The 20,592-nt window shown below is 62.2% G+C and carries 15 protein-coding genes and 3 tRNA genes; 5 read left to right on the top strand and 13 right to left on the bottom strand.

The annotated features are described in order from the left end of the window. Positions 1–95: 95 nt before the first annotated feature. Genes E5E97_RS17900 through E5E97_RS17890 form a run of 3 tightly spaced genes read right to left on the bottom strand, consistent with a single transcriptional unit; the run spans position 96 to position 4,309 of the window. Positions 96–1,163 carry a lipocalin-like domain-containing protein gene (locus tag E5E97_RS17900; RefSeq protein WP_171280691.1) on the bottom strand — a complete coding sequence of 356 codons (1,068 nt, stop codon included), beginning with the start codon at positions 1,161–1,163 and terminating at the stop codon, positions 96–98. Beyond that, positions 1,160–3,607 (bottom strand): FtsX-like permease family protein, encoded by a 2,448-nt coding sequence (locus E5E97_RS17895; protein ID WP_171280690.1) that lies wholly within the window; start codon positions 3,605–3,607, stop codon positions 1,160–1,162. Before E5E97_RS17895 ends, E5E97_RS17900 begins: the two co-directional genes overlap by 4 nt. A gap of 21 nt (positions 3,608–3,628) precedes the next feature. Further along, positions 3,629–4,309 (bottom strand): ABC transporter ATP-binding protein, encoded by a 681-nt coding sequence (locus E5E97_RS17890; RefSeq protein ID WP_101617691.1) that lies wholly within the window; start codon positions 4,307–4,309, stop codon positions 3,629–3,631. A gap of 197 nt (positions 4,310–4,506) precedes the next feature. Between E5E97_RS17890 and E5E97_RS17885 the strand changes: the two genes are divergently transcribed. Further along, on the top strand, positions 4,507–4,974 hold the full coding sequence (locus tag E5E97_RS17885; RefSeq protein ID WP_016351033.1) for a DUF4357 domain-containing protein: 468 nt from the start codon (positions 4,507–4,509) through the stop codon (positions 4,972–4,974). A gap of 124 nt (positions 4,975–5,098) precedes the next feature. On the opposite strand, the gene E5E97_RS17880 is transcribed toward E5E97_RS17885, so the two are convergent. From E5E97_RS17880 to E5E97_RS17835, 10 genes are all read right to left on the bottom strand, one after another. Then, positions 5,099–6,286, bottom strand: coding sequence for a Bcr/CflA family multidrug efflux MFS transporter (locus E5E97_RS17880; RefSeq protein WP_016351032.1), 1,188 nt, complete (start codon positions 6,284–6,286; stop codon positions 5,099–5,101). Positions 6,287–6,337: 51 nt separating this feature from the next. Then, the gene (locus E5E97_RS17875) at positions 6,338–7,621 is read right to left on the bottom strand and encodes a hypothetical protein (protein ID WP_171280689.1); all 1,284 of its coding nucleotides are present in this window, start codon (positions 7,619–7,621) and stop codon (positions 6,338–6,340) included. 179 nt (positions 7,622–7,800) lie between these two features. Beyond that, entirely contained in the window at positions 7,801–8,361 is a 561-nt protein-coding gene (locus tag E5E97_RS17870; protein ID WP_171280688.1) for a hypothetical protein, read from the bottom strand. A 47-nt stretch (positions 8,362–8,408) separates the two neighbouring features. Next, on the bottom strand, positions 8,409–9,833 hold the full coding sequence (locus E5E97_RS17865) for an NAD(P)/FAD-dependent oxidoreductase (protein WP_171280687.1): 1,425 nt from the start codon (positions 9,831–9,833) through the stop codon (positions 8,409–8,411). Positions 9,834–9,930: 97 nt separating this feature from the next. Then, positions 9,931–10,755 carry an FTR1 family protein gene (locus E5E97_RS17860; RefSeq protein ID WP_171280686.1) on the bottom strand — a complete coding sequence of 275 codons (825 nt, stop codon included), beginning with the start codon at positions 10,753–10,755 and terminating at the stop codon, positions 9,931–9,933. Continuing rightward, positions 10,755–13,736: a YncE family protein gene (locus tag E5E97_RS17855; protein ID WP_171280685.1), complete on the bottom strand. Its 2,982-nt coding sequence runs from the start codon at positions 13,734–13,736 to the stop codon at positions 10,755–10,757. Before E5E97_RS17855 ends, E5E97_RS17860 begins: the two co-directional genes overlap by 1 nt. 4 nt (positions 13,737–13,740) lie before the next feature. Further along, on the bottom strand, positions 13,741–14,190 hold the full coding sequence (locus E5E97_RS17850; protein WP_171280684.1) for a hypothetical protein: 450 nt from the start codon (positions 14,188–14,190) through the stop codon (positions 13,741–13,743). A 117-nt stretch (positions 14,191–14,307) separates the two neighbouring features. After that, positions 14,308–14,793, bottom strand: a complete 486-nt coding sequence (locus tag E5E97_RS17845; protein ID WP_011706364.1) for a YqhA family protein — start codon at positions 14,791–14,793, stop codon at positions 14,308–14,310. A gap of 143 nt (positions 14,794–14,936) precedes the next feature. Beyond that, a tRNA-Asn gene (locus E5E97_RS17840) sits at positions 14,937–15,012 on the bottom strand. 2 nt (positions 15,013–15,014) lie between these two features. Then, a tRNA-Asn gene (locus E5E97_RS17835) sits at positions 15,015–15,090 on the bottom strand. A 495-nt stretch (positions 15,091–15,585) separates the two neighbouring features. Here E5E97_RS17835 and dauA point away from each other — a divergent pair. The 4 genes from dauA to E5E97_RS17815 all read left to right on the top strand — a co-directional run bounded on the left by dauA (position 15,586) and on the right by E5E97_RS17815 (position 20,499). Then, positions 15,586–17,382 (top strand): C4-dicarboxylic acid transporter DauA, encoded by a 1,797-nt coding sequence (gene dauA, locus E5E97_RS17830; protein ID WP_171280683.1) that lies wholly within the window; start codon positions 15,586–15,588, stop codon positions 17,380–17,382. A gap of 183 nt (positions 17,383–17,565) precedes the next feature. Next, positions 17,566–17,653 (top strand) — tRNA-Ser (locus tag E5E97_RS17825). Positions 17,654–17,736: 83 nt separating this feature from the next. Further along, the gene (locus E5E97_RS17820; RefSeq protein WP_148140660.1) at positions 17,737–19,047 is read left to right on the top strand and encodes a site-specific integrase; all 1,311 of its coding nucleotides are present in this window, start codon (positions 17,737–17,739) and stop codon (positions 19,045–19,047) included. 291 nt (positions 19,048–19,338) lie between these two features. Further along, entirely contained in the window at positions 19,339–20,499 is a 1,161-nt protein-coding gene (locus E5E97_RS17815) for a site-specific integrase (protein ID WP_005346570.1), read from the top strand. Positions 20,500–20,592: the final 93 nt, after the last annotated feature.

Raw genomic sequence — 20,592 nt, 5'->3', positions numbered from 1 at the left:
AATTAATCTACGAGATTTGTATGATTCCATGATGGTTGTCTGATTTTTAGATTGTTAAGTTAGAGAAATAGCATAAGCATCGTCATCATTGGCTATTAGTACCCCGTCATTTCCAGATAGCCAACGCCCTTGGCGTCTCCCGAGACGGACACCGCCCCCTCCCAATAGTCAAAGCGCCCCGTCATGGCCTGATTGGGCTGGCGGGCACGGATGGTGAGTTTCATGTCGGCGGCTGCCAGCTGCCACTCGATGGGGTAGGCTTGCCCCTTGGGGCCGCGCCAGATCTTGCCGGGGGTGAGGCGGATCTGCGCAGGATTCAGCACCCGGCTGCTGCCGTCCCGCTCAATCAGGATGCCGTAGCGGTTCTCTGGCTCGGTGCGTCCTGCCTTGGTGCGCAGGCGAAACAGCATCAGCTCGCGGCCATCTTCAAATTGCAGCGAAAACCAGTCCCAGCCCGATTGCCACTGGGCCAATACCGAGCTGCTCCACTCGTGATCAAACCAGCCCTCACCGCTGACGTTGCGGATCTCCCCATCCAGGGTCAATGTGCCGCTGATGGTCAGGCGCGGGTAGGAGTAGTAGAAGGAGGCGTTGCCCGGGCTCTTCTCGCTGTAACCCTGTTTGCCCTGCAGCACCGCTGGCTTGGCGGCGCTCACCTGCAAATCAAGATCCCCCGCCTTGCTCTGCACCTTGAGGGTGGCGGGAAAGAGCGATTCCCCTTGAGAGGCCAGCACCCACTCTTTGAGCCAATACTGACCACCGCTGGCTCCGGCTAGCCCTGGCCCCTGGCGGCTGGTGCGCTCGTCCTGCTGGTGGCTGCCTTTGCTCAAATCCGTGATGGCGAACTGGGCCAGCCAGAGCTGGGGAGTGAGCCAGGGGTTGTCGGATGTTATTTCCTGCTCGATGCCTTGGCGAAACAGGGTCCACTGCATGCCGTAGCCGCGTCCCTGCTCGTCCTTCAAGTTGCCGGTGAGATACCACCACTCGGAGCGGTAGTCGGGGTGGGCACCGTGATCCGTGGGGAGGTGGATGGACTGGCCCGGCAGGGCCTTTTTGAAGTGATCGTTGCCGCCGCCAAGGATGGCGCCCAGATCGTTGGCACTGATCCCGGTGCCATACAGGGTACAGATCAGTGCCAGCGACCAGATGTTGAATGTTTTCATACCACTCTCCTTGCGGCGTACCAGGAGGCGAGCGCGCCACAGACGGGGGCGAGCAGGAGCGCCGTGACGGCGTGCAGGGGGGCTGCCTCGAAGGCCAGCCGCCAGCCGAAGGCGCGGGGGTTGACCACCTCAATCAGCACCCAGGCAAGGCCATAGCCCACCGGCAGGGCCAACAGCGCGGTGAGCAGCCCCAATCCCGCCCCCTGCCACACCAGCAGTCGGCGGCAGTGGCGCGGGCTCAGGCCAAGGCTTTGCAGGGTCTGCAACTCGCCGCGCCGGGCCAGCCCCAGCACCATGAAGGCCGAGCCGATGCCGACGAAAGCGATCCCCAGGATCAGCAACTTCAATAGCTCGGTCACCACGAAGGTCTGGTCGAACACCCTGAGGGCGGCGGCGTGGATGGCGGGAGCGGGCAGCAGGTTCACCCGCTCGCCAAACTGGGCCCGCAGGCGATCGGCGAGGCGATCAACGTGCGGGCTGAAGAGGGCCAGGGATTGCACCTTGCCCCCCTCGAAGGCGTGCAGTATCTGCCCCTTGTCGCTGCCGTAATCCTGATAGACGCCGGTGACGGTGAAGGTGCGTGGCCCCTGCTCGCCGCTCACTTCGAGGCGCTGCCCCACCTTGACCCCGAGGCGCACCGTCAGCGGTTCGCTCGCCAGCACCTCGTCGGGGGTGGCGGGCCAGCGTCCGGCCAGCAGCGGATAGGCGGCTTTGAGCTCGGGGATAAAGTCCATCTGCGCCCACTCGATGGGCTGCCCCTGCCAGCGGGCCGGGTGCACCGAGCGGCGCGAGGCGGCGTGCACATCCGGTGCGGCGAGGATGGTGTTGAGGGTCTGCTCGCTCAGGGCGCCCTTGCTGCCGGCCACCCCCTTGGGGGCGGTGACGTAGAGATCGGCGGCCAGGCGCTGGCCGAGCCAGATCTCCACGCTCGAGCGAAAGCTCGACACCATGACCCCGATGCCGATGGCCGCGGCGATGGCCAGTTGCAGCGCCATCACCGCGATGGCGGTGCGATCCAGGTGATAGAGGGTTTCGGCCACCCCGAGCCGGGCGCTGAGGGGGCCGCGCTCGCATCGGCGCAGCCGGCCCAGCACGGCGCGCAGCACATCGGGCAGGGCGAGCGCCATGGCCAGCAGCCAGCCGCCGGCCACGAAGAGGGCGCCGCCCAGCCCGGTTTCTGGCCGCCATAGACAGAGCGCACAAAGCAGCAAAATGACGGTGGCGAGCCCCCGACGTTGCCAGGGATGAGCCGGCGGGCGGCTGTTGCCCTCTCGCAGCTCAAGAGGGGATTGGCGCAGCAGTTGCCACCAGCCGGGCAGGTTGGCGGCGAGCGTGCCCAGCAGGCCAATCACCAGCGCCTTGCCAAGGCTCGTCGGGGAGAGGCGCAGCAGATCGATGGGGTTGGGGCCATAGAGATCGGCCAGCGCCTGGGTGAGCTGCCCCATCAGGGCGAGGGCCAGGAGGCTCCCCAGCAGCAGCCCGAGCAGGGTGCCTATGCTGGCGAGGATCAGGATCTCCAGGGTCAGCCAGCGCAGCAGCCGGCGCGGCGGCATGCCGAGGATGATGAGCTGGGCCAGCTGGGGGCGGCGCACGCTCTGCACGAAGCGCTGGGCGTTGAACACCAGAAAGAGCCCCACCGCCATGGCGAGCAGGGAGAGCGCCGTGAGGTTCAGCGCCAGCGCATCGCCGAGCTGGCTGGCATCGAGCGCCGGACTGATGGGCTCAAGCCAGAGGGGCTGATGGGGGGCATAGGATGGCAGGGCCGCCTGCAAGGCTCTTTGCAAGGTATTGGCCTCGCCCTCGCTGAGCTTGAAGACGATGCGATCGAGCCGGCCTTCCTTGCCCAGCAGCGGCTGGGCGAGGCCGATGTCGGTCACCAGCAGCCGCTCCATGGGCACGGCGCCGGGCTCGAAGGTGCCGGCCAGGGTGAGGGTCAGCGGGCGGGGCGGCGCCCCTTCAGCGCCCCCCAGTACGAAGCGCCGGCTCTGGCCTGTTTGCCAGCCAAGGCGCTTGGCCTCGGGGGCAGCCAGCCAGACGCTGTCGGCGCGGGTGAGGGCGAAGGTGGGCTCCTTGTCCGGCGCAGCCCCAAACAGCCGGCGCAGGGGGCCGGGGTTGAACAGATCCATCCCCAGCAGCTGAAAACTGCGCCCCTGTTCATCTTGCAGCCAGCCGTGCAGCTGGGGCATGGCGTCGAGGTTCGGTTGGCTGCGCACCAGCGTCACATAGAGCTGCTCGTCCAGCCCGCCGTCCGGCGCCAGCCGGTAGTTCGCTTCCCCCGCCAGCTGACTGCGGGCGGCGACGAAGTTGGTGCGGGCGCTGTGGTTCAAGAGCTCGATGGCCACCACCAGGGAGACCCCCAGGGTGAGCCCGACCAGGCTCATCAGCAGTAGCCAGGGGTGGGCACGATAGAGGCGCAGCAGCGCCTTGAGCGGCAGCGGCAACATCACAGCCCTCCGTGACGGGCGTCAGTCATGACGGCGCCCCTTGAGCTCGACCAGCTGGCCCCCCTCAAGGCGCAGCACCCGATCCGCCAGGGCGCCATAGGCGGGATTGTGGCTCACCAGCAAGAGGCCGGCGCCGGTGCCCCGTACCGCCGTCATCATCAGCGCCATCACCTGCTCGGCGTTGTGTTCATCAAGACTGCCGGTGGGCTCGTCGGCGAGCAGCCACTGGGGCTGATGAATGAGGGCACGGGCCAGCGCTACCCGCTGGCGCTGGCCGCCGGAGAGCTGCTCCGGCCAGGCATGGCGCTTGTGAGCGAGATCGAGGCGCTCCAGCAGGCTGTCAATGCGTGTCTCATCGCGGGCAAGCTGGTTGATGGCAAGGGGCAGGGCGAGGTTCTCGGCCACGGTCAGGGTCGGCAGCAGGTTGAAGTCCTGATAGACGATGCCGAAATGGCGGCCACGCAGGCGGGCCCGCTCATCCGCCGACTGGTTGTCAAGGCGGGTCTCCCCCAGCCAGATCTCCCCCTCATCCGGGGGGAGGAGGCCGGCGATGAGGTTGAGCAGGGTCGACTTGCCGCAGCCGCTTTGCCCCAGCAGCAGGGTGATCTCGCCGGCCGCCAGGGCCAGATCAAGATGGTGAAACAGCGGCAGTCGTTCGCTGCCGTTATCGAAGCTCTTGCCGAGATTGCGCAGGGTCAGCATGGGATAACCGGTTGATGGTCAATGGCTTTCATCATGCCATGTACGTTGCTCCCCTGCCTAATGATCACGTGGCTTTGCCCTTGCGCGAGAGTGCCAGTTAGTGATCAAGGCTGCAAAAGAGGTGAGGATCCTGGCTGGATCCCGCTCGCCTGTGGTGGTTAGAATAGGGGCCTCCATGGGTCACAGGATGCGCAAGGATGTTACACAAGCAAGTCAGTTTTATCATCGACAGCAAGGGCAACAAGCAGGCTGCCGTGGTCCCCATCGAGATTTACAACGAGCTGATGACCCTGCAAAAGGCGCTCTCCGACAACAAGCCGGGCGAGCGCGAGCTCTACCACTTCAACGGCAAGGGGGCCGAGGCGCACGGTTATCCGGTGGGCAAGCGGCAGAACCCCGGCTTCATGGTGCTGGCAGGCTCCACCGCCAACGGCGAGGATGCGGCTTCCCTGCGCGAGGCGGTGATCGAACTGCGCCAGGAGCTGTTGGGCAAGGGGATCCTGGCCCCGCGCAGCGAAGGGGGCTTCGTTTTTACTGCCGATCAGCTGTTCAACAGCCCGAGCCTGGCCGCCAGCCTGGTGGCGGGCAACAACCGCAGCGGGCTGGACGCCTGGCAAAACAGCGCCGGCTACACCCTCAAGCGCTCGGGGTTTGGCAAGAAATAGGCTGAGCCCTAGCCCCTCTGGGCAGAGGATCCGTTGACAAGGTGCAGATAACACAAGGCCGCCCCCTGCGATGCAGGTGGGCGGCCTTGTTGTTTGTCGCTTGTTGCTTATTGGTGTTCGGGGATTATTTTTTGCCAGTCAACAGCCAGTAGCTCAGGGTCGAGCCGAACCCGCAGCCGGCGATGGCGATGGCCATCGGCAGCGGCGATTCGGGGGGATTGAGGTTGACCAGGATCCCCACCACGGCGCCGATGCCAAAGCGCAAGGTGCCCGCCAGCGCCGAGGCGGTGCCTGCCGATTGCGGGAAGTGACCCATCAGGCCGGTCATGGCGTTGGCCCCCACCAGGCTGATGTGGCCGACGAACAGCACCACCGGAATGACGATGCCCCACAGGCCGCCGGTCTGGCTCCAGGCGTTGTAGATGAGCAGGGCGCCGGCACAGGGCAGCACCAGCAGGCCGTATTGCAGCATCCGCTCGGCGCCCACCCCCTTCACCAGCCGGCTGTTGACGAAGGTAACCACCATCATCAGCAGGATGTTGAGGCCAAACAGCCAGCCATAGTGCTCGGTCGGTACCTTGAAGTACTCGATGTAGACATAGGGGGAGGCGCTCAGGAAGGCGAACATCCCGGAGCTCGACAGGGAGCCGCACAGCACGTAGCCCATGGCGCCGCGATGGGAGAGCACACCCCAGTAGTTCTTCAGGATCTGGCCGAGGTTGAGGGGCTGCTTGTGCTCGGGCTTCAGGGTCTCCTGTATTTTCCACTGCATCATCAGGCAGATGAGCAGGCTGATCCCCACCAGCAGCCAGAAGATCACCCGCCAGTCACTGTGGGCGCTGATGTAGCCGCCCACCACGGGTGCGACAAGAGGGGCGAGCGTCATCACCAGGATCACGAACGACATGGCGCGGGAGAAGGCCTCCTTCTCGAACAGGTCGCGCAGCAGCGCATTGACCACCACCGAGCCGGCCGCCCCGCCGGCTGCCTGCAACATCCGATACGCCAGCAGCTCGGGCAGGGAGTCCGCCATGGCGCAGCCCACCGAGGCGATGGCAAACATCACCAGCCCCGCCAGGATCACCGGCTTGCGGCCATAGCTGTCGGCGAGCGGGCCGTAGAAGAGCTGGCCGATGGCGAAGCCGCCCAGAAAGGCGCTGATGGTGAGCTGGGCGCCGTCGATGCTGGTGGCCAGATCCCGGGCGATGGCCGGAATGGCGGGCAGGTACATGTCGACCGCGAGCGGCGTCAGGCCCGCCAGCGCGCCGAGCAGGATGAACAGGAAACGGGGGGAGAGGGGGGCGTGGGGCATAGGCTATCCAGTCTTGATGAGTGCGAAGTCAGGGAGTGACAAACATCCAGTCTACCAGTTTTGGTGACGGGGGTGATCCTGTATGCCGAGCCAAAGGCCGGGCTCGGCGTGAAAGCGGGGGGCAAACCAGATCCGTTGGCCACCGGCGGGCAGATCCTCCGGGCCGAGGGGACGCCGGCTGAGCCGGCAGGCCCCTTGCGCCAATGCAAGGCGGGCATCCCCCTGATACCAGCCGTCGGTGACGGGCAGGGTCGTGGTTTCGCGCAGCAGCCTCACCCCCCACTGGGTCACCAGCGCCGGGCAGGTCTGTTCTGCCAACCTAGCGGCCCGGGTCATGGCTGGCGCCGCCGGCGGGGTGATGATGCAGAGCAGCAACAACAGGGCTATCAGCATGGCTGGCAGCTCGCCCTGGCGCGGCAGCCAACCTGCCAGCAGCACCAGGCCGAGCAGGGTGATGGGGGCCAGATGGCGGGGATTGTCCGGGTTCTGGCCAAACAGGGTCCACAGCAGCAGGACGAGCCAGTAGAGGGGCCAGAGCACGGAGGGGGCTGGATTGCGATCCTTTGACCGTTGCCAGAGTGGCAGTACCAGCAAGGCTCCCATCAATAGGGGCCAGAGCGGGGTCAGCTGCTCGTGGAAGGTACGGGCCCAGCTCAGCAGCCGATCGCCGTGGGCCGCCGCCGTGTTGCCCCACAGGGTAAAGTGACCGTCGGTAAAGCGGCGCCCCTCGCTGAAATAGGCCCAGCCATCGGCCTGCCAGACAAACAGCAGGCAGGCTAGCCCCACCAGTGCGATGGGGAGCACAAACCTGACGTGCGTTCCCTTTTGCGCCATCCCCAGCCAAAGGGGCAGCAGGGCCAGCACGAAGTAGGAGGGACGCAGCGCCAGCATGAGGCCCAGCAGCAGACCCGCCAGGGCTATTTTGCGCTGCTGCAAAGCCAGGAGCGCGCCGAGCCAGGCGGACAGCGCCGGCCCGTCCGAGAGGCCGGAAAGAGCGAGCGTCGGGGTGAGCGGCAGGGCCAGCACCAGCAGCCAGACCGGCGCCAGCAGGCTTGGCCGTTGCCACAATCTGACCGCGAGGGAGGCGGCGAGCGGCGCCAGCAAACTGCTACCCAAGAGGCTGGCCCACTGCACCGCGCGGGCGGGATTGTCCACCGCCAGATTGATCAGCCGCGCCAGCCAGATAAAGGCGGGGTAGCCCGGAAAGTGGGGGGAGAACTCCAGCACGCTGAAGCGCACCACCCCGTGGGCGAAATTGAGAGCATCGTCGGAATCGAGCGCCACCGGGAAGGTCAGCAACCAGCAGAGCCAGACCAGTTGCAGCAGGGCAAGCAAGTAGGGTCGATTGGCGAAGCGTAATCGGCCGTGGTGACCCCTCCCTTCTCCCGCAAGAGAAGAAGGGGGCAAACTGGCGTCCGGGTGCATCTATCGGCAGGCCGTGCGTAGGGTGGGTAGCGCGCAGCGAAACCCACCGTTTGTCACAGCGAGATGGCGCAATGATTGGCAGATTGCCATCAAAGCGGCGCCAGCACGGCCATCAGCGCTTTTTCAGCCTCGGCGAAGGCGGCGGCATCGGCGGGTTTGGCGCCCACCCCGAACACCCCAGGGTTGCCGATGGCATCCAGCACCTTGGCCAGCGCCTGCTCAGCCGCCTTGCGATCCCCCTCGCTCAGGGAGGGGAGGATCAAATCGAGGAAGCGCTTGCTCTTGACCACCAGCACCTTGGCGGTCTGGTAGTCGCCAAGGTTCTGGCTGGCCCCCTCGAGGCGGCGCTCGATCTCCGCCTTGTAGGCCCGGTTGAGCAGGGCTGCGGTGGCTGCGGCGTCTTTGGCCTTGATGGCGGCCGCGAGCGGTGCTTGCAGCTCGACCTTGTGGTGCTGTTCCAGATAGGTCAGCTCCTCGGCGATCTCGCTCAAGGTGGCGCTGGCATCCTTGCCGTCAGTGGCGGCGCCCAGCAGTGCCTCACGGGCATCGATCAGCGGCTCCTTGCCGGCGGCGGCGTAGGAGTAAGCCTGCGCCTGCCCGCTCAGGGTCAGTAGCAGGGTGAGGGCGAGTAAACCCGGGCGGATGGTCATCCTGTTCTCCTTACATTTGCCAAGAGGTTATGCCAATGGCGCGGCCATCAGGCCACGCTCTGGGTCTCAATCACGGTGTTTTCGTTGCGATGGTTAAAGATGGCGTGGCGTCTGTCCACCCCGTCAATCACCATGTCGGCGGCCATCATCCCCATCTCCATGGCGGTGTCGGTGAAGATGTAGCGGAATGTCCCCTGACGGCCGGTCATGATGAGGTTGCCTATCGGCATCAGCGCCTTGATGGCGTCGTTGCGACGGGCCTGATAGCCCAGATCCATCAGCGGATAGGCGTATTCGCTGCGCGCCTCGAAGGTCTCATCGCCAAGCTTGGCTGTATCGACGCCGAGGCTCGCCAGATCGGCGGTGACCCGGCCGCGCAGATCAGCGAGCGGCGCCTGCCAGGTGGCATCTCCTGGGTTGCAGGGGATCTCCAGCATCACCGAGGTCTGGCCCTGGGGCGCCATAAAGGGGCTGCGGCGGCGCGGCTCCTGCAAGCGGGTGGCCAGAATATGGGGGTCGGAGAGGTACTGCCAGGTGTTGTCCGACAAATTCTCCTGTTTGAGCGGCATATTGACGAAACGCAGGGATCGGTAGTGCAGATCGCACGGCAAGCCCAGATGCTGGCAGGTGAGCGGCAGCGGCAGGGTGGAGATCACCTGATCAAAGCGCTCGCTCTGCTCCACATTATCTTGTGACCAATAAACCCGTTCGATGCGGCCATCGGTCTGCTCAAGACGGGTGATGGTGGCGCCGGTTTTGAGCTCAACTCCTTCGGCCACCAGCCGCTCCCCCAGGGCGGTGAAGATCTGGCCAAAGCCATATTTGGGGTAGCGATATTTGCGGGCATAGGTGCGCACCGACATGCTGCCGTTACGTCTTGGCAGCAGGCGGCGCGCCACGTCTTTGAGATCGATCAGGCTGATGCGCTGGCCGGCCCAGTCGGCGGAGAGCTGGTCCGGGTTGATGCCCCATAGCTTGCCGGTGTAGCCCTCGAAGAACTGGCGATAGAGGGTGCGGCCAAAGTGGCTCTGGATCCACTCGGCAAAGCTCGCCTTGGCAAAATCGGTGGGCTTCTTGGCAAAGGGCAGCAGCAGCAGATCTTTTACCGCCCCGGCCATCAGGGCGAGCGGCGCCGTCTTGAGCAGGTTGGGCAGGTTCAAGGGGTAGTCATAGGTGCGCCCGCCGAAGCGGATCACGCTCTTGCGCTCGGCGTGGAGCAGATCGTCGCCCATCAGCTCGTCGATAAAGGCGAGCAGCTCGGGGTTCTTGGTGATGAAGCGGTGGCCGCCGTAGTCGAAGCGGTATTCACCGTCGCGCCCCTTGAAGGTCTGGGTGGCGCACATGCCGCCCACCACGCTCTCCTGCTCGAACAGGGTGACCGCAAAACCGGCCTGGCGCAGGCGCCAGGCGGCCATCAGACCGGCAGGGCCGGCGCCCAGTACCGCAATGTGTTGTGTGTTGTTGTCGCTCATGACTCTGTTATCCGAAAAGCTGACCAAAAGAGAAGACGTTGAAAAGGCGGCCCCGCTGTGCCGCCTTTGTCATCCGTTGCCGCACCGCGCTGGGCGATCAGCGCTGGGGCTGGGGACGATAGTTGCGATGCCAGACGGTGACGAAGATCCCCAGGTAGCTGGCCCAGGTCAGCAACTGCAGGCCGGCTGGTGAGGCATTGTAGCCAAACAGGGCACGCAGGAAGGTACCAAATACCCCCTGATCGTCGAGAATGTGACTGATGTTGAAGACAGGTGTCGTCCAGAAGGTGATGAGCCCGGCTGCCTGCAGCATGTTGACGGCGGACGACAGCAGCCCGGCGGCGATGATGATGATGAGCAGGCCGGTCCAGCGGAAGAAGGGGGCCAGCGCCACCTTGCGGGTGGAGCGCAGCAGCCCCCACACCAGCACCACCGACAGCAGCAGGCCGCCCAGCGCCCCCATCAGCCCCTCGTGCAGATCCACCCCTTGTCCGGAGTAGACCAGGGCCGAGAAGAACAGCACGGTTTCAAACCCTTCGCGCATCACCGCCAGGAAGGCGAGCAGTACCAGACCAAACAGGTTGCCGCCGTCGATGGCGGCATCGATGCGCGCCGTCATGGCCCCCACCTGGGATTTGGCCTGCTTCTGCATCCAGACCGCCATGTAGGTGAGCACCAGGGTGGCGAAAATCAGGATCCCCGCCATCAGCAAATGGTTGTAGCGCTCGCTCTCGAACTGGCTCACCACCACCTGGAACAGGAAGGCGACGATGAGGGAGGCAAGCAGACCCAGCCCCACTCCCAGATAGACGAACTTGTTGTAGCGGCTCGCCCCCAGCTTGGCGAGGTAGGAGAGGCAGATGCCGACCAGCAGGAAGGCTTCCAGCCCCTCGCGCAGGGTAATGAGAAAACTTGCAAACATCAGGTTTGAGGCTCCGTAGCGGGCGTGACGGGGAGGGGCTGCAGGGTGAGTTGCAGCCGATTGAGTAGCACTATGGGTGGCTCCGGCAAGCTCGGCTCGGCGGCGCGCACCGCATCATTGACCCACTTGGGGTAGGTGCGGAAATTGAGTTTGATATCGGCCTTGAAGGGCCCTTGGGCATCTGCGGGTAGTGGCCAGGCTTCATCGCGCCAGCCATCGGCCGGAATGCGGGTGTCTTCCAGCAGTTTGGCGTAGCGCCAGAACTTGAGCCCCACCGGCTTGCCCTCGGCATCGCCGAACACTTTTCTGAACAGCCGCGCATCTTCAGGGACAGCGCCATCCACCGGCTGGCCGCTGGCAAGCACCCGCTTGCCGCTGGCGTCGGTGACGGTCAGCTCCAGCCAGAGTTCACGGAAATCGGCGACCCCGGTGGGCAGGGCGTGGCCGGCGCCGGTATTGGCGACCCGCACCACCAGCTGCGGGCTAGCGGTCCCCTGCTCGATACGGGCCGAGAGGGTAGCGCTTGAGCGCAGCAGCGCCAGGCTCTCCTGCTCAAGGGTTGCACTTCTCAGCCCCACCAGCTGATGCTGGGCGCCGGTAAAGTTGTGGCGATAGAGTCGTTCTTTCACGGTGCCGTTTTCGGTGGACTGGCCGGGCACCGGCGCGCCGCCGTTGCCCGGTTCGGGGTTCATGTGACAGTCGATGCAGGTGCGCCGCTTGGCGGGATCCTCCGCCTTGGCGAAGCTGGAGTTTTCCCACTCGTCCCAGGTGTTGACGATGTTGGCGCCGGTGCCGGGGGCAAACTCGTTGTGGCACGACTTGCACAGGGCCGCGTCGCGGTAGAAATCCTTCTGGTAAGAGGCCTTGTGCATGGCGGGGCGGGCGTTGATCTGCCGCTCCGCCAGCCAGTGCTGGAGGCTGCCACCGGCGGCATCCTCGAACACATAGCTCTCGCGGTCTTTCAGATTCACGGTAAAGGCGCTGTTGCCGCCGGCATCCTCGAGCCGGGTGATGCGATGGCACAGCACGCAGCCGGTGCCTTCTTCCACCACGGGCTCGCCTTTCTGATGAGCGGCAATGAGCGAGGCGCCGCCCTGCTCGAACATGTGGGATCCCTTGGGCAGATCCTGCTGACCGTTCATTACCTGCTGGGGCATGTGGCAGCCCTGGCACCACTGGCCGAAGGCTTCGCCCTCGGTTTCGCGAGCCAGCGCCTGCACCACCTTGTAGTAGGGGTGGGAGTTGCCCATCAGCCGGTGGTTGCTCTCGCTCCAGTCCGCAAACGCCTGTTGGTGGCAGTTCTGGCAGGAGGCGGAGTTGAGCCACTCCCTGGGATGGGTGGTCGGCGCCTTGGCGGGATCCCTGCGCGGGGCATCGAGCCTGAGCCAGTTGGCAAGATAGGGGAGGTTGCCATCAGCGGTGACGAAGGCGTGCAACTCCTCCATCATCGCCTTCACCTCGGGTTGGGGTTTGGCGGGGTCAACCGGCTCGGCGCCATCGCGGGTATCATGGCCCATGCCACCCTGGGTCTGCTGGGTCATGCGCAGGTATTCGCCGATAAAGTCCCCCGCCACCATGTTGGCAAGATTGGCGTGGCCGTTGATGGCATTGTCGCCGCTCTGCTGGCGATGGGCCGCCATCAGATAGCGGTTGGTGAAGTTGAACCCGTCCAGATGGCAGGAGTTGCAGCTCATCCAGTTGTCCCCCGCCATGGGGAAGCGTGCATTGGCGCCGTTGTTGCCGAGCGTGTTACCAAGATGGAACAGCCGCTCGCCGCGCTGAAGCGCCTCGGGGCGGGGATCCGTCTCCACCAGTTTGGCGAAGTGGGGCACATCCACCGTGACCCGGGCAAACGGGCCGCTGCCACCGCTATTGAGGCGGGTGAGATCCTGCCCCATGACGTTGTGCACCAGGATGTGGTCGCCGTCGACAAACAAGTCCCGCGGATTCTGGCCCGGCAGGTGGCGAAGGAGCTGGGTCGCCTTGGCGCCCCCCTGGAACTTCTTGCGGCGGTGGCGGTTGCTGTTCTGCTTGCCGCTGCGCGACAGGTCGAACACCAGCAGATCTTCCGAGCCCGCCAGGGTCAGGTAGACCCGCTTGCCGTCTGCGGCGAAGCGCGCCGCAAACGGGTTGGAGACGATCTGGCTGCGGTTGCCGACGCTGGGCAGGTTGATCTGCAAAAAGAGCTGTTTGCGCTCGTCCACTAGCTCTTTCTCTTCATCGAGATCGATGATGGAGACGGCCGGGAAGACGGTGCTCTGAAACTGGAAGGGGTGGTCGAAACTCCACAGCACGTGGGGCAGCCAGGCTTCGCTGCCATCGGGGGAGAGGGTGATGCCGTCCAGCAGGCGCGGCAGGCCTTGCGAGTCGCTTGGGGTGTCGCTGTGGGTCTCGGCCAGGGTGATGAGCTTGGGCTTGGGCAGGGCAGAACGCTTCGCGTCCTTCTCAAGCTTGGCGAGATCATAGATGGCAAGCTGGCCGGTCATGGCGTGGGTGAGCAGCAGGCGATCATTGTCGGTCAAGGCCAGTCCGCGCGGGGTCTCGGCAGTGGCCACATCCAGCTGCAGCTTGCCCGCCGTGTCGTAGGCTTGCAGGCGAGCTGATTCGAACAGCGTGACCCAGAACCACTTCCGCTTGGGATCGAAGATGACCCCGTAGGGACGATGGCCAGTGGGGATCGCCTTGTCCAGGGTGAGATCATCATCCAGCAGCAGCAGGCGATCGCCGCGATAATCGCTCACCAGCAGGGTGCCGTCGTCTGCGCGGGCCAACTGGCGCAGATCGCCACCCAGTTGCACCTCTTTCAGCCGCTTGCCGCTATCGCGCTCAAGCAGGGTGACCGAGCCGGCGCTCTGGTTGGCGGTGACCAGGCGCGGAGCGTTCCCCTCGTCATAGGCAATCATGGCGGCGCCCATCTCCTGGGCCGAGGCGACCCCCAGCAGCAGGGTGGCCAACATCAGGGATAACAACAATTTCAACATAAGATCAGGTGCGCCATTTCAAGATGGTCCAGCGCCAGGCGTGGCGCAGCACCAGGGGAGTCAACGCGAGCGCGCTCAGCCAGTGGGCCCAGCTGGCAAGGTTGCCCATGCCATCGCCCGGGGTGCCGTGCAGTACCAGCAGCAGCCCGCTGGCCAGACAGACCAGCAGCAAGGCTTCGATGATGCTGCCGGTGGTGCGCAAGAACGGCTTGCGGCTTTTGCGCAGCAGACTGCGATGGGAGAGCCAGAAGGCGCCGAACAGCAGGGGGAACAGGGTGAGCGAGAGGGCGACGTGCAGGAACAGGTTCCAGCGTGCCAGCGACCAGAGCGGGGTCAGCGGTTCCCACAGCAGCAGGCCTGAGAAGAACATCAGATAGAGGGAGCCCTCGGCGGCCTGATGGTGATAGGCCAGCCACTGCCAGCAGTGTCGTGGTGAGAGGGAAAGGCTTGTCATAGGTGCTCCAACGCCCGGGCAGTGCAGCCCGGGGGAGCAAGTTTACAATGCAGGAAAGGTAATGAAAAGAGTTATCAATTCCGCTCTTGATGAATAAAGGCTGAATGAAAACCGGCGCTATTTGTGGTCCGCCAGCCGCTCGGTCACCGCGTAGATGAGCGCCGCGGTGGAGAAGGCGAGGAACACGATCACCGACCACTTCATCTCCACCTCGTTGCCGACCCCGTCATCCAGGAAGGCCTTGAGCACTTCAATCCCGGCAATGGTGACCAGGGAGTTGATGACGATGAGCTTGAGGGAGGCGAAGTTGATCTTGCTGAGCCAGTTGTTGCCGAGCGCCTCGCGCTGCTCCTGGGTCTGGATGAACTGCACATAGCCGCAGATGGAGACCAGTATCAGCATCTGGGCCACCAGCACGAAGTCCACCAGGGTGAGTACGCCGGTGATGAGATCCATGTAGTGAATGCCCACGATGTCGATGCACAGGGCATAAAGCAGCATGGCGAATTTCACCATCAGCAGGGCCACGCAGACCAGAATGCAGACATAGAAGGGGAACATCATCAACCGGCTGCCATTGAGCATGAAGTTGAAACGGCGCATGAAAACTCCTGAAGAGGGTGAGGTTGCGCTGATTATGGCGCGGATCCGCCATCGAGGGCATCCCTGTTTGCGCACAGAGGGCTGATGGTGGCAGAGAAAGGGGAAACGAAAAAAGCCCAGCCATAAGGCTGGGCTTTCGAATGTGGCTCCCTCGACAGGACTTGAACCTGTGACATACGGATTAACAGTCCGCCGTTCTACCGACTGAACTACGAGGGAATTGGCTCCTCCTACTGGACTTGAACCAGTGACATACGGATTAACAGTCCGCCGTTCTACCGACTGAACTAAGGAGGAATTGCCTGTCTCGTCGAGACGGTGCGGATATTAATGGCCCATCCGCCGGGTGTCAACCCGCGATCCGCTGCAAAAAGGGGATTTTGGCCCGTTTGCCCAAAACTTGGCCGTTGCGGACTATTTTCAGCACAATCAGCAGCTTGGCGTTGACCTCTCGGGCTCAGTGAGACGGCTCAGTGGCATGAAGAGGGGATGGGCGAGGATATGCCGATGCTCGGGATGGCATGGTCCGGGATAGGCAGCTGGCTTATGGCCGAGCAATGGCAGACATAAAGGAGGGAAGGAGCAGGGGCACGCATAAGGGCGGGATAAATTGGTTAGCAGGCGAAGTGAGTGTGCTGCGTAATGGTGAGAAAAGTGGTCGATATGCTGACAATAAACGGTAATTCTGCGTGGTAACGGCCATTCATTGATCCCGCCCATCGAAATATTTCATCGGCTGGGGTATGGTTGGCGAGGATACCATCGCCGTGTCGACAGCTCTGCCGGCCCTTGATGATGATCGGGCGCCGGTTCAATCCGGCCTTTATCTCCCTCTTCTGGTATTACGAATACATGCACAACCAAGCACCTTTGCAAAGCGTGAAGCTGGCTATTGCTTTACGCCAATCCTGTATTGACGAACCCTACAGCGTTCCTCGCTTCGGCCGCGACCTGATCGCCGGCATCACGGTCGGCATCATCGCCATTCCGCTGGCCATGGCGCTGGCCATCGCCAGCGGTGTGCCGCCGCAGCACGGTCTCTATACCGCCATCATCGCCGGTATCGTCATCGCTGTGACCGGTGGCTCCCGCTTCTCCATCTCGGGGCCGACCGCCGCCTTCGTGGTGATCCTCTATCCGGTGGCCCAGCAGTTCGGCGTGGGCGGCCTGTTGATGGCGACCTTGATCTCGGGCTTCTTTCTGGTGGCCATGGGGGTGGCCCGGCTCGGACGCCTCATCGAGTACATTCCGCCTTCGGTGACTCTGGGCTTTACCGGTGGTATCGCCATCGTGATCGCAACCCTGCAGATCAAGGACTTCTTCGGCTTGCACGTACCCGAGATGCCGGAAACCTACCTCGGCAAGGTCGAGGCGCTGGCCCATGCCCTGCCCAGCTGGCAGTGGGGGGATACGCTGGTCGGGATTGCGACCCTGGCGGTGCTGCTGCTCTGGCCGCGCCTGCGGCTGCCGGTACCCGGCCACCTGCCCGCCGTGTTGGTGGGGGTGGGCCTTGGCTTTGGCCTGCATCAGTTCGGGGTGGACGTCGCCACCATCGGCAGCAAGTTCAGCTATACCCTGGCCGACGGCAGCCAGGGCATGGGGATCCCGCCCATCGCGCCGACTCTGGTGATGCCCTGGGCTCTGCCGGGGCCGGATGGCTCGCCGGTGGAGTGGAACCTGGCCGCCATCGAGCGCCTGTTGCCCGCCGCCTTCTCCATGGCGATGCTGGGAGCCATCGAATCCTTGCTCTGCGCCGTGGTGCTGGACGGCATGACGGGTCGCAAGCACAGCTCCAACGCCGAGCTGGTGGGGCAGGGGCTTGGCAACATCGTCGCCCCCTTCTTCGGCGGCATCACCGCCACCGCCGCCATTGCCCGCTCCGCCGCCAACGTGCGGGCCGGGGCAACTTCTCCCATCTCCGGCATCGTGCATGCGCTGGTGGTGCTGGCGGCCATTCTGGTACTGGCGCCCTGGCTCTCCTGGCTGCCGCTTTCGGCCATGGCGGCCCTGCTGCTCATCGTCGCCTGGAACATGAGCGAGGCGCACAAGGTGGTGGAGCTGATCCGGCGTGCACCCAAATCCGACGTGCTGGTGCTGCTGGTCTGTCTGTCGCTGACCGTCATCTTCGACATGGTCATCGCCATCACCTTCGGGGTGATCCTCGCCTCCCTGCTGTTCATGCGCGAGATTGCCAAGATGACCAAGCTGCACGATCTGGCGGATCACAAGCGCTATGCCCATGAGGTGCCGGAGCAGGCGCTGCTCTACAAGATCAACGGCCCGCTGTTCTTTGCCGCTGCCGAGCGGGTGTTCGGCGAGCTGGTGGCCCAGGTCAAGGGCCACAAGCTGCTGGTACTGCAGATGGAGGCGGTCTCCATCCTGGACGCCGGCGGGCTCTCCGCCTTCCTGCAGTTTGAAAAGCAGATGGCCAAGGCGGGAGTGCAACTGCGGGTGGCCGAGTTGCAGTTCCAGCCGCTCAAGACCCTGGCGCGCGCCAAGGTGCGTCCGGTGCCCGGTCAGCTGGAGTTTTACGGCTCGCTGGAAGAGGCGCTCAAAGGCGAGCACTTGCACGAAGCGACTGGAAATTGATGGAAAGGGATACGAAACGGCATGTTTTTAGTCACTTGGTTCGGATAATGAGCAAACGAACGCAAAAAGTGAAAAATTGCATTGACCGCATGCCGTCGTATCCCGTACATTACGCCCCGTTCCAGCGCAACAGCGCAGCGAACATCGTGCTGGCTGAGCACGTTAAACAGCAGACCAAAATTTGGTGAGGTGTCCGAGTGGCTGAAGGAGCACGCCTGGAAAGTGTGTATACGGCAACGTATCGAGGGTTCGAATCCCTCCCTCACCGCCAAATATAACCCGTTGAATTTCAACGGGTTTTTTCATTTCTAGACTTACGTGATTTTTTTCCTGGATCAACTGGGTGGAACAATCATGTATCTGAGCAAAAATGCCTCCGGCACCTACTACACTCGGCTTCCCTTGCCCAAGAATTTGCGTGACCGAGGCTTGCCGTTTGCTATCCGCACTTCCCTCCTTACCAAAGAACGTCAAGTTGCCGTAGACCGTAATCTGGTGCTGGCGGCGCGTGTCCGCACCCTCATTGCGGCGACACCTGCCGATGCCACGACCCATAGTTTTCATGCCTGGATCAGAGCTGAGATCGATGCATTCAAAGCGGCGGGCTTTACCGTACCGCAATATCATGCTCTTTCTGTTGCGCTTTCGTCCGTTCCCCAGACCATCAAGCAACCCGTCGATACCTCTCCACCTACTACAGGGGTCCCCCTCAGACAGGCGCTGACGAAGTTTATTGAGAGTAAGGCCAGTGAGGGGATCCAGCATAAATCCGTCGGACAACTCCAACTGCGGGTTCAGGCGTTCGTCACTTGGGCCAAGGGGCACATGGTCGATGAGATAACGCCTGCCCTAGCTCAAGCCTTCCGTAACACTCTGCTCCGTAACGACAGTATCAGCTTCAAAACCAAATCAGATTACCTTGCCGCCACCAAGCAGTTCTTCCGCTGGTGCATGATCCTGGGCTATTGCAGCCGCAACCCGTTCGACAGCTTAACGGCGGGCAAGAAGCCAGTGAAAAAGCGGGCAGATGAAGCCAGGGTACGCTGGCATCGCCCGCAACTGGACACCCTGTTTGCGAGCCTGCGAGCCAAACAATCCCAAAAAGGCAAAAAACTCAAGCCCCAGGACTTCTGGGTGCCGCTGCTCTGCCTCTACGCCGGACTGCGCCCGTCTGAGGCATGTCAACTCAAGACCCGGAACGTCAAACAGATCGAGGGGATCTGGTGTCTGGTGGTCGAGGCGGGCGAAGAAGATCAGCAGCTCAAGACGGCCAACGCCTACCGTGATGTTCCGCTGCACAGTGCACTGATCAGACATCACTTCCTAGAGTATGTCGGCCACTGCCGTAGCCAGGGCAGCCAGTACCTGTTTGACGATAAACCCTCGGGCCAGGACGCCGACTGGTCACACAACCTGGTGTGTCGGTTCCAGCGCCATCTCACCAATGCAGGCATTGTCGGTAAGGGGCGGCCGACGATCTATGGCATGCGCCACACCTTTGTTGATGAGTTGCAGCAGGCGGATGTGGCAGAGCACATCGTGGCGGAGCTGGTAGGACACAGCAAGGAGGGGCTGACCTTTGGCCGCTACGGCAAACGGGTGAGCATTGCCCTGTTGAAAGCGAAGATCGAGTTGATACCGGCGGATCTAGTGACCGTCATTTGAAGAGAGGCCACCTGAGCTCTGGATATGTCGCTAAGCGCTGTATGTAGCGGTTAGCGCCCCTCCCAGACAGCATGACATCTGGTGCCATAGCCAGGGCGCAGGAGCCAACCCATCTCAATACGGTGGGTCGTTGCAGTACCAATTCATATCATGCGCCCATGTCAATATTAGCCCCTATAAATATTTGTAAATATAAATATTGACATCCATAAAAATGTGTGATCGAAATGTGTTGGCATGGTGCTTGAACGCTCGTAACCTGCTGGCAAGAGTTAGCTGGAATGAGAGCAAATGACCTATGACAAGAACCCGCAGGCCACAGAACTAGATCGAAAAACTGTTGCAGATGCATTGACTGAAAACCTGACGATCAAGAAAAACCAGTACGCCCAATCAACATTTAAGGCCTATTATCGAAAGACAAAGCAACTTCAGACGCTGATTGGAAAAGAGCTATTGGTTACGGTCACCACGACCAAATTAGAGTTAATGATTGCCAAACTCCTTAAGAGGTATAAGGGTAATACCGTTAATCATTACCTCGATATTCTCAGGCAGGTGTTTGCCAGAGCCAAGAGTGATGGCCTGATAGCATTGAGCCCGATGGATAGCATCAAGAAATGCCGGTTTGAGATTGAAGAGCCGCAACCCTTTCTAAAAAAAGAGATAAAACTCTTGCTGCAACGGCAAGAAAGCAATCCGATTGAAGTGGCATTAATCCAATTAGGGCTTGCAACCGGATTGCGGATCAGTGAATTACTGGCTGTGAGCGTTGAAGCATTTGATCTAGACAAACGGATCTTGACGGTAGATCTCGCGTTGGTTGATGGTGCTTATAAGACGCCAAAAACCAAAGGATCGCTGCGGAAGATTGAGCTGACTGAACAGGGAATAATAGCCGCACGTATCTTGATAGCACAGGCTAGCCATCGTAGGCCCAGATCGATCACGGTAACCCAGACAGATAATCGCACTAAAAAGATAATTAGCCGTACCTTGGTAGCCTATAACCGCCCAGCAAGGCGACCCTACGCCTCGGTTGACGAGTACAGGGAAACATTTTTTCAGCCGCATTGTGACCTGGTGGGTGTCAAATACCGTGGACCATCTCAGCTGCGCCACACCTACGCGAGCCAACTGTTGTCTGCTGGCGTGAACGTAGAGTGGATTGCCCGGCAAATGGGGCACAACGGGACTGCGATGATCGAGCGCCACTATGGTCGATGGTTGACCGAGGATGCGGCTGACTTTGGTGCCAAAGCAGAAGTGGCCCTACACGATTGTATTCATGGTGATGATCCCGGACTGGTTGAGGCATCCAAATCCGTGCCAGCCATATTACCACCTGTTGATTTGAATGCACTGATGGCTAACCCACAGATGCACCAGCAATTAATGGCGTGGCTACAACAGGCACTGAGCAATACGGTAGTGACGGGCAACAGAATTTAGCAAAATAAACAGAATTTCCAGCAGCCAGAATATTGGTTGTACGGATAGTTGTAGGCAGAATTTGTACGGCATCGTATCAGGCAAAAGCACATG

It is taken from the genome of Aeromonas sp. 2692-1 (assembly GCF_013085505.1).
In the GTDB taxonomy this organism is placed as follows: domain Bacteria; phylum Pseudomonadota; class Gammaproteobacteria; order Enterobacterales; family Aeromonadaceae; genus Aeromonas; species Aeromonas hydrophila.
The sequence above is the reverse complement of the archived record's forward strand: the minus strand, read 5'-3'. Positions and strand labels throughout refer to the sequence as shown.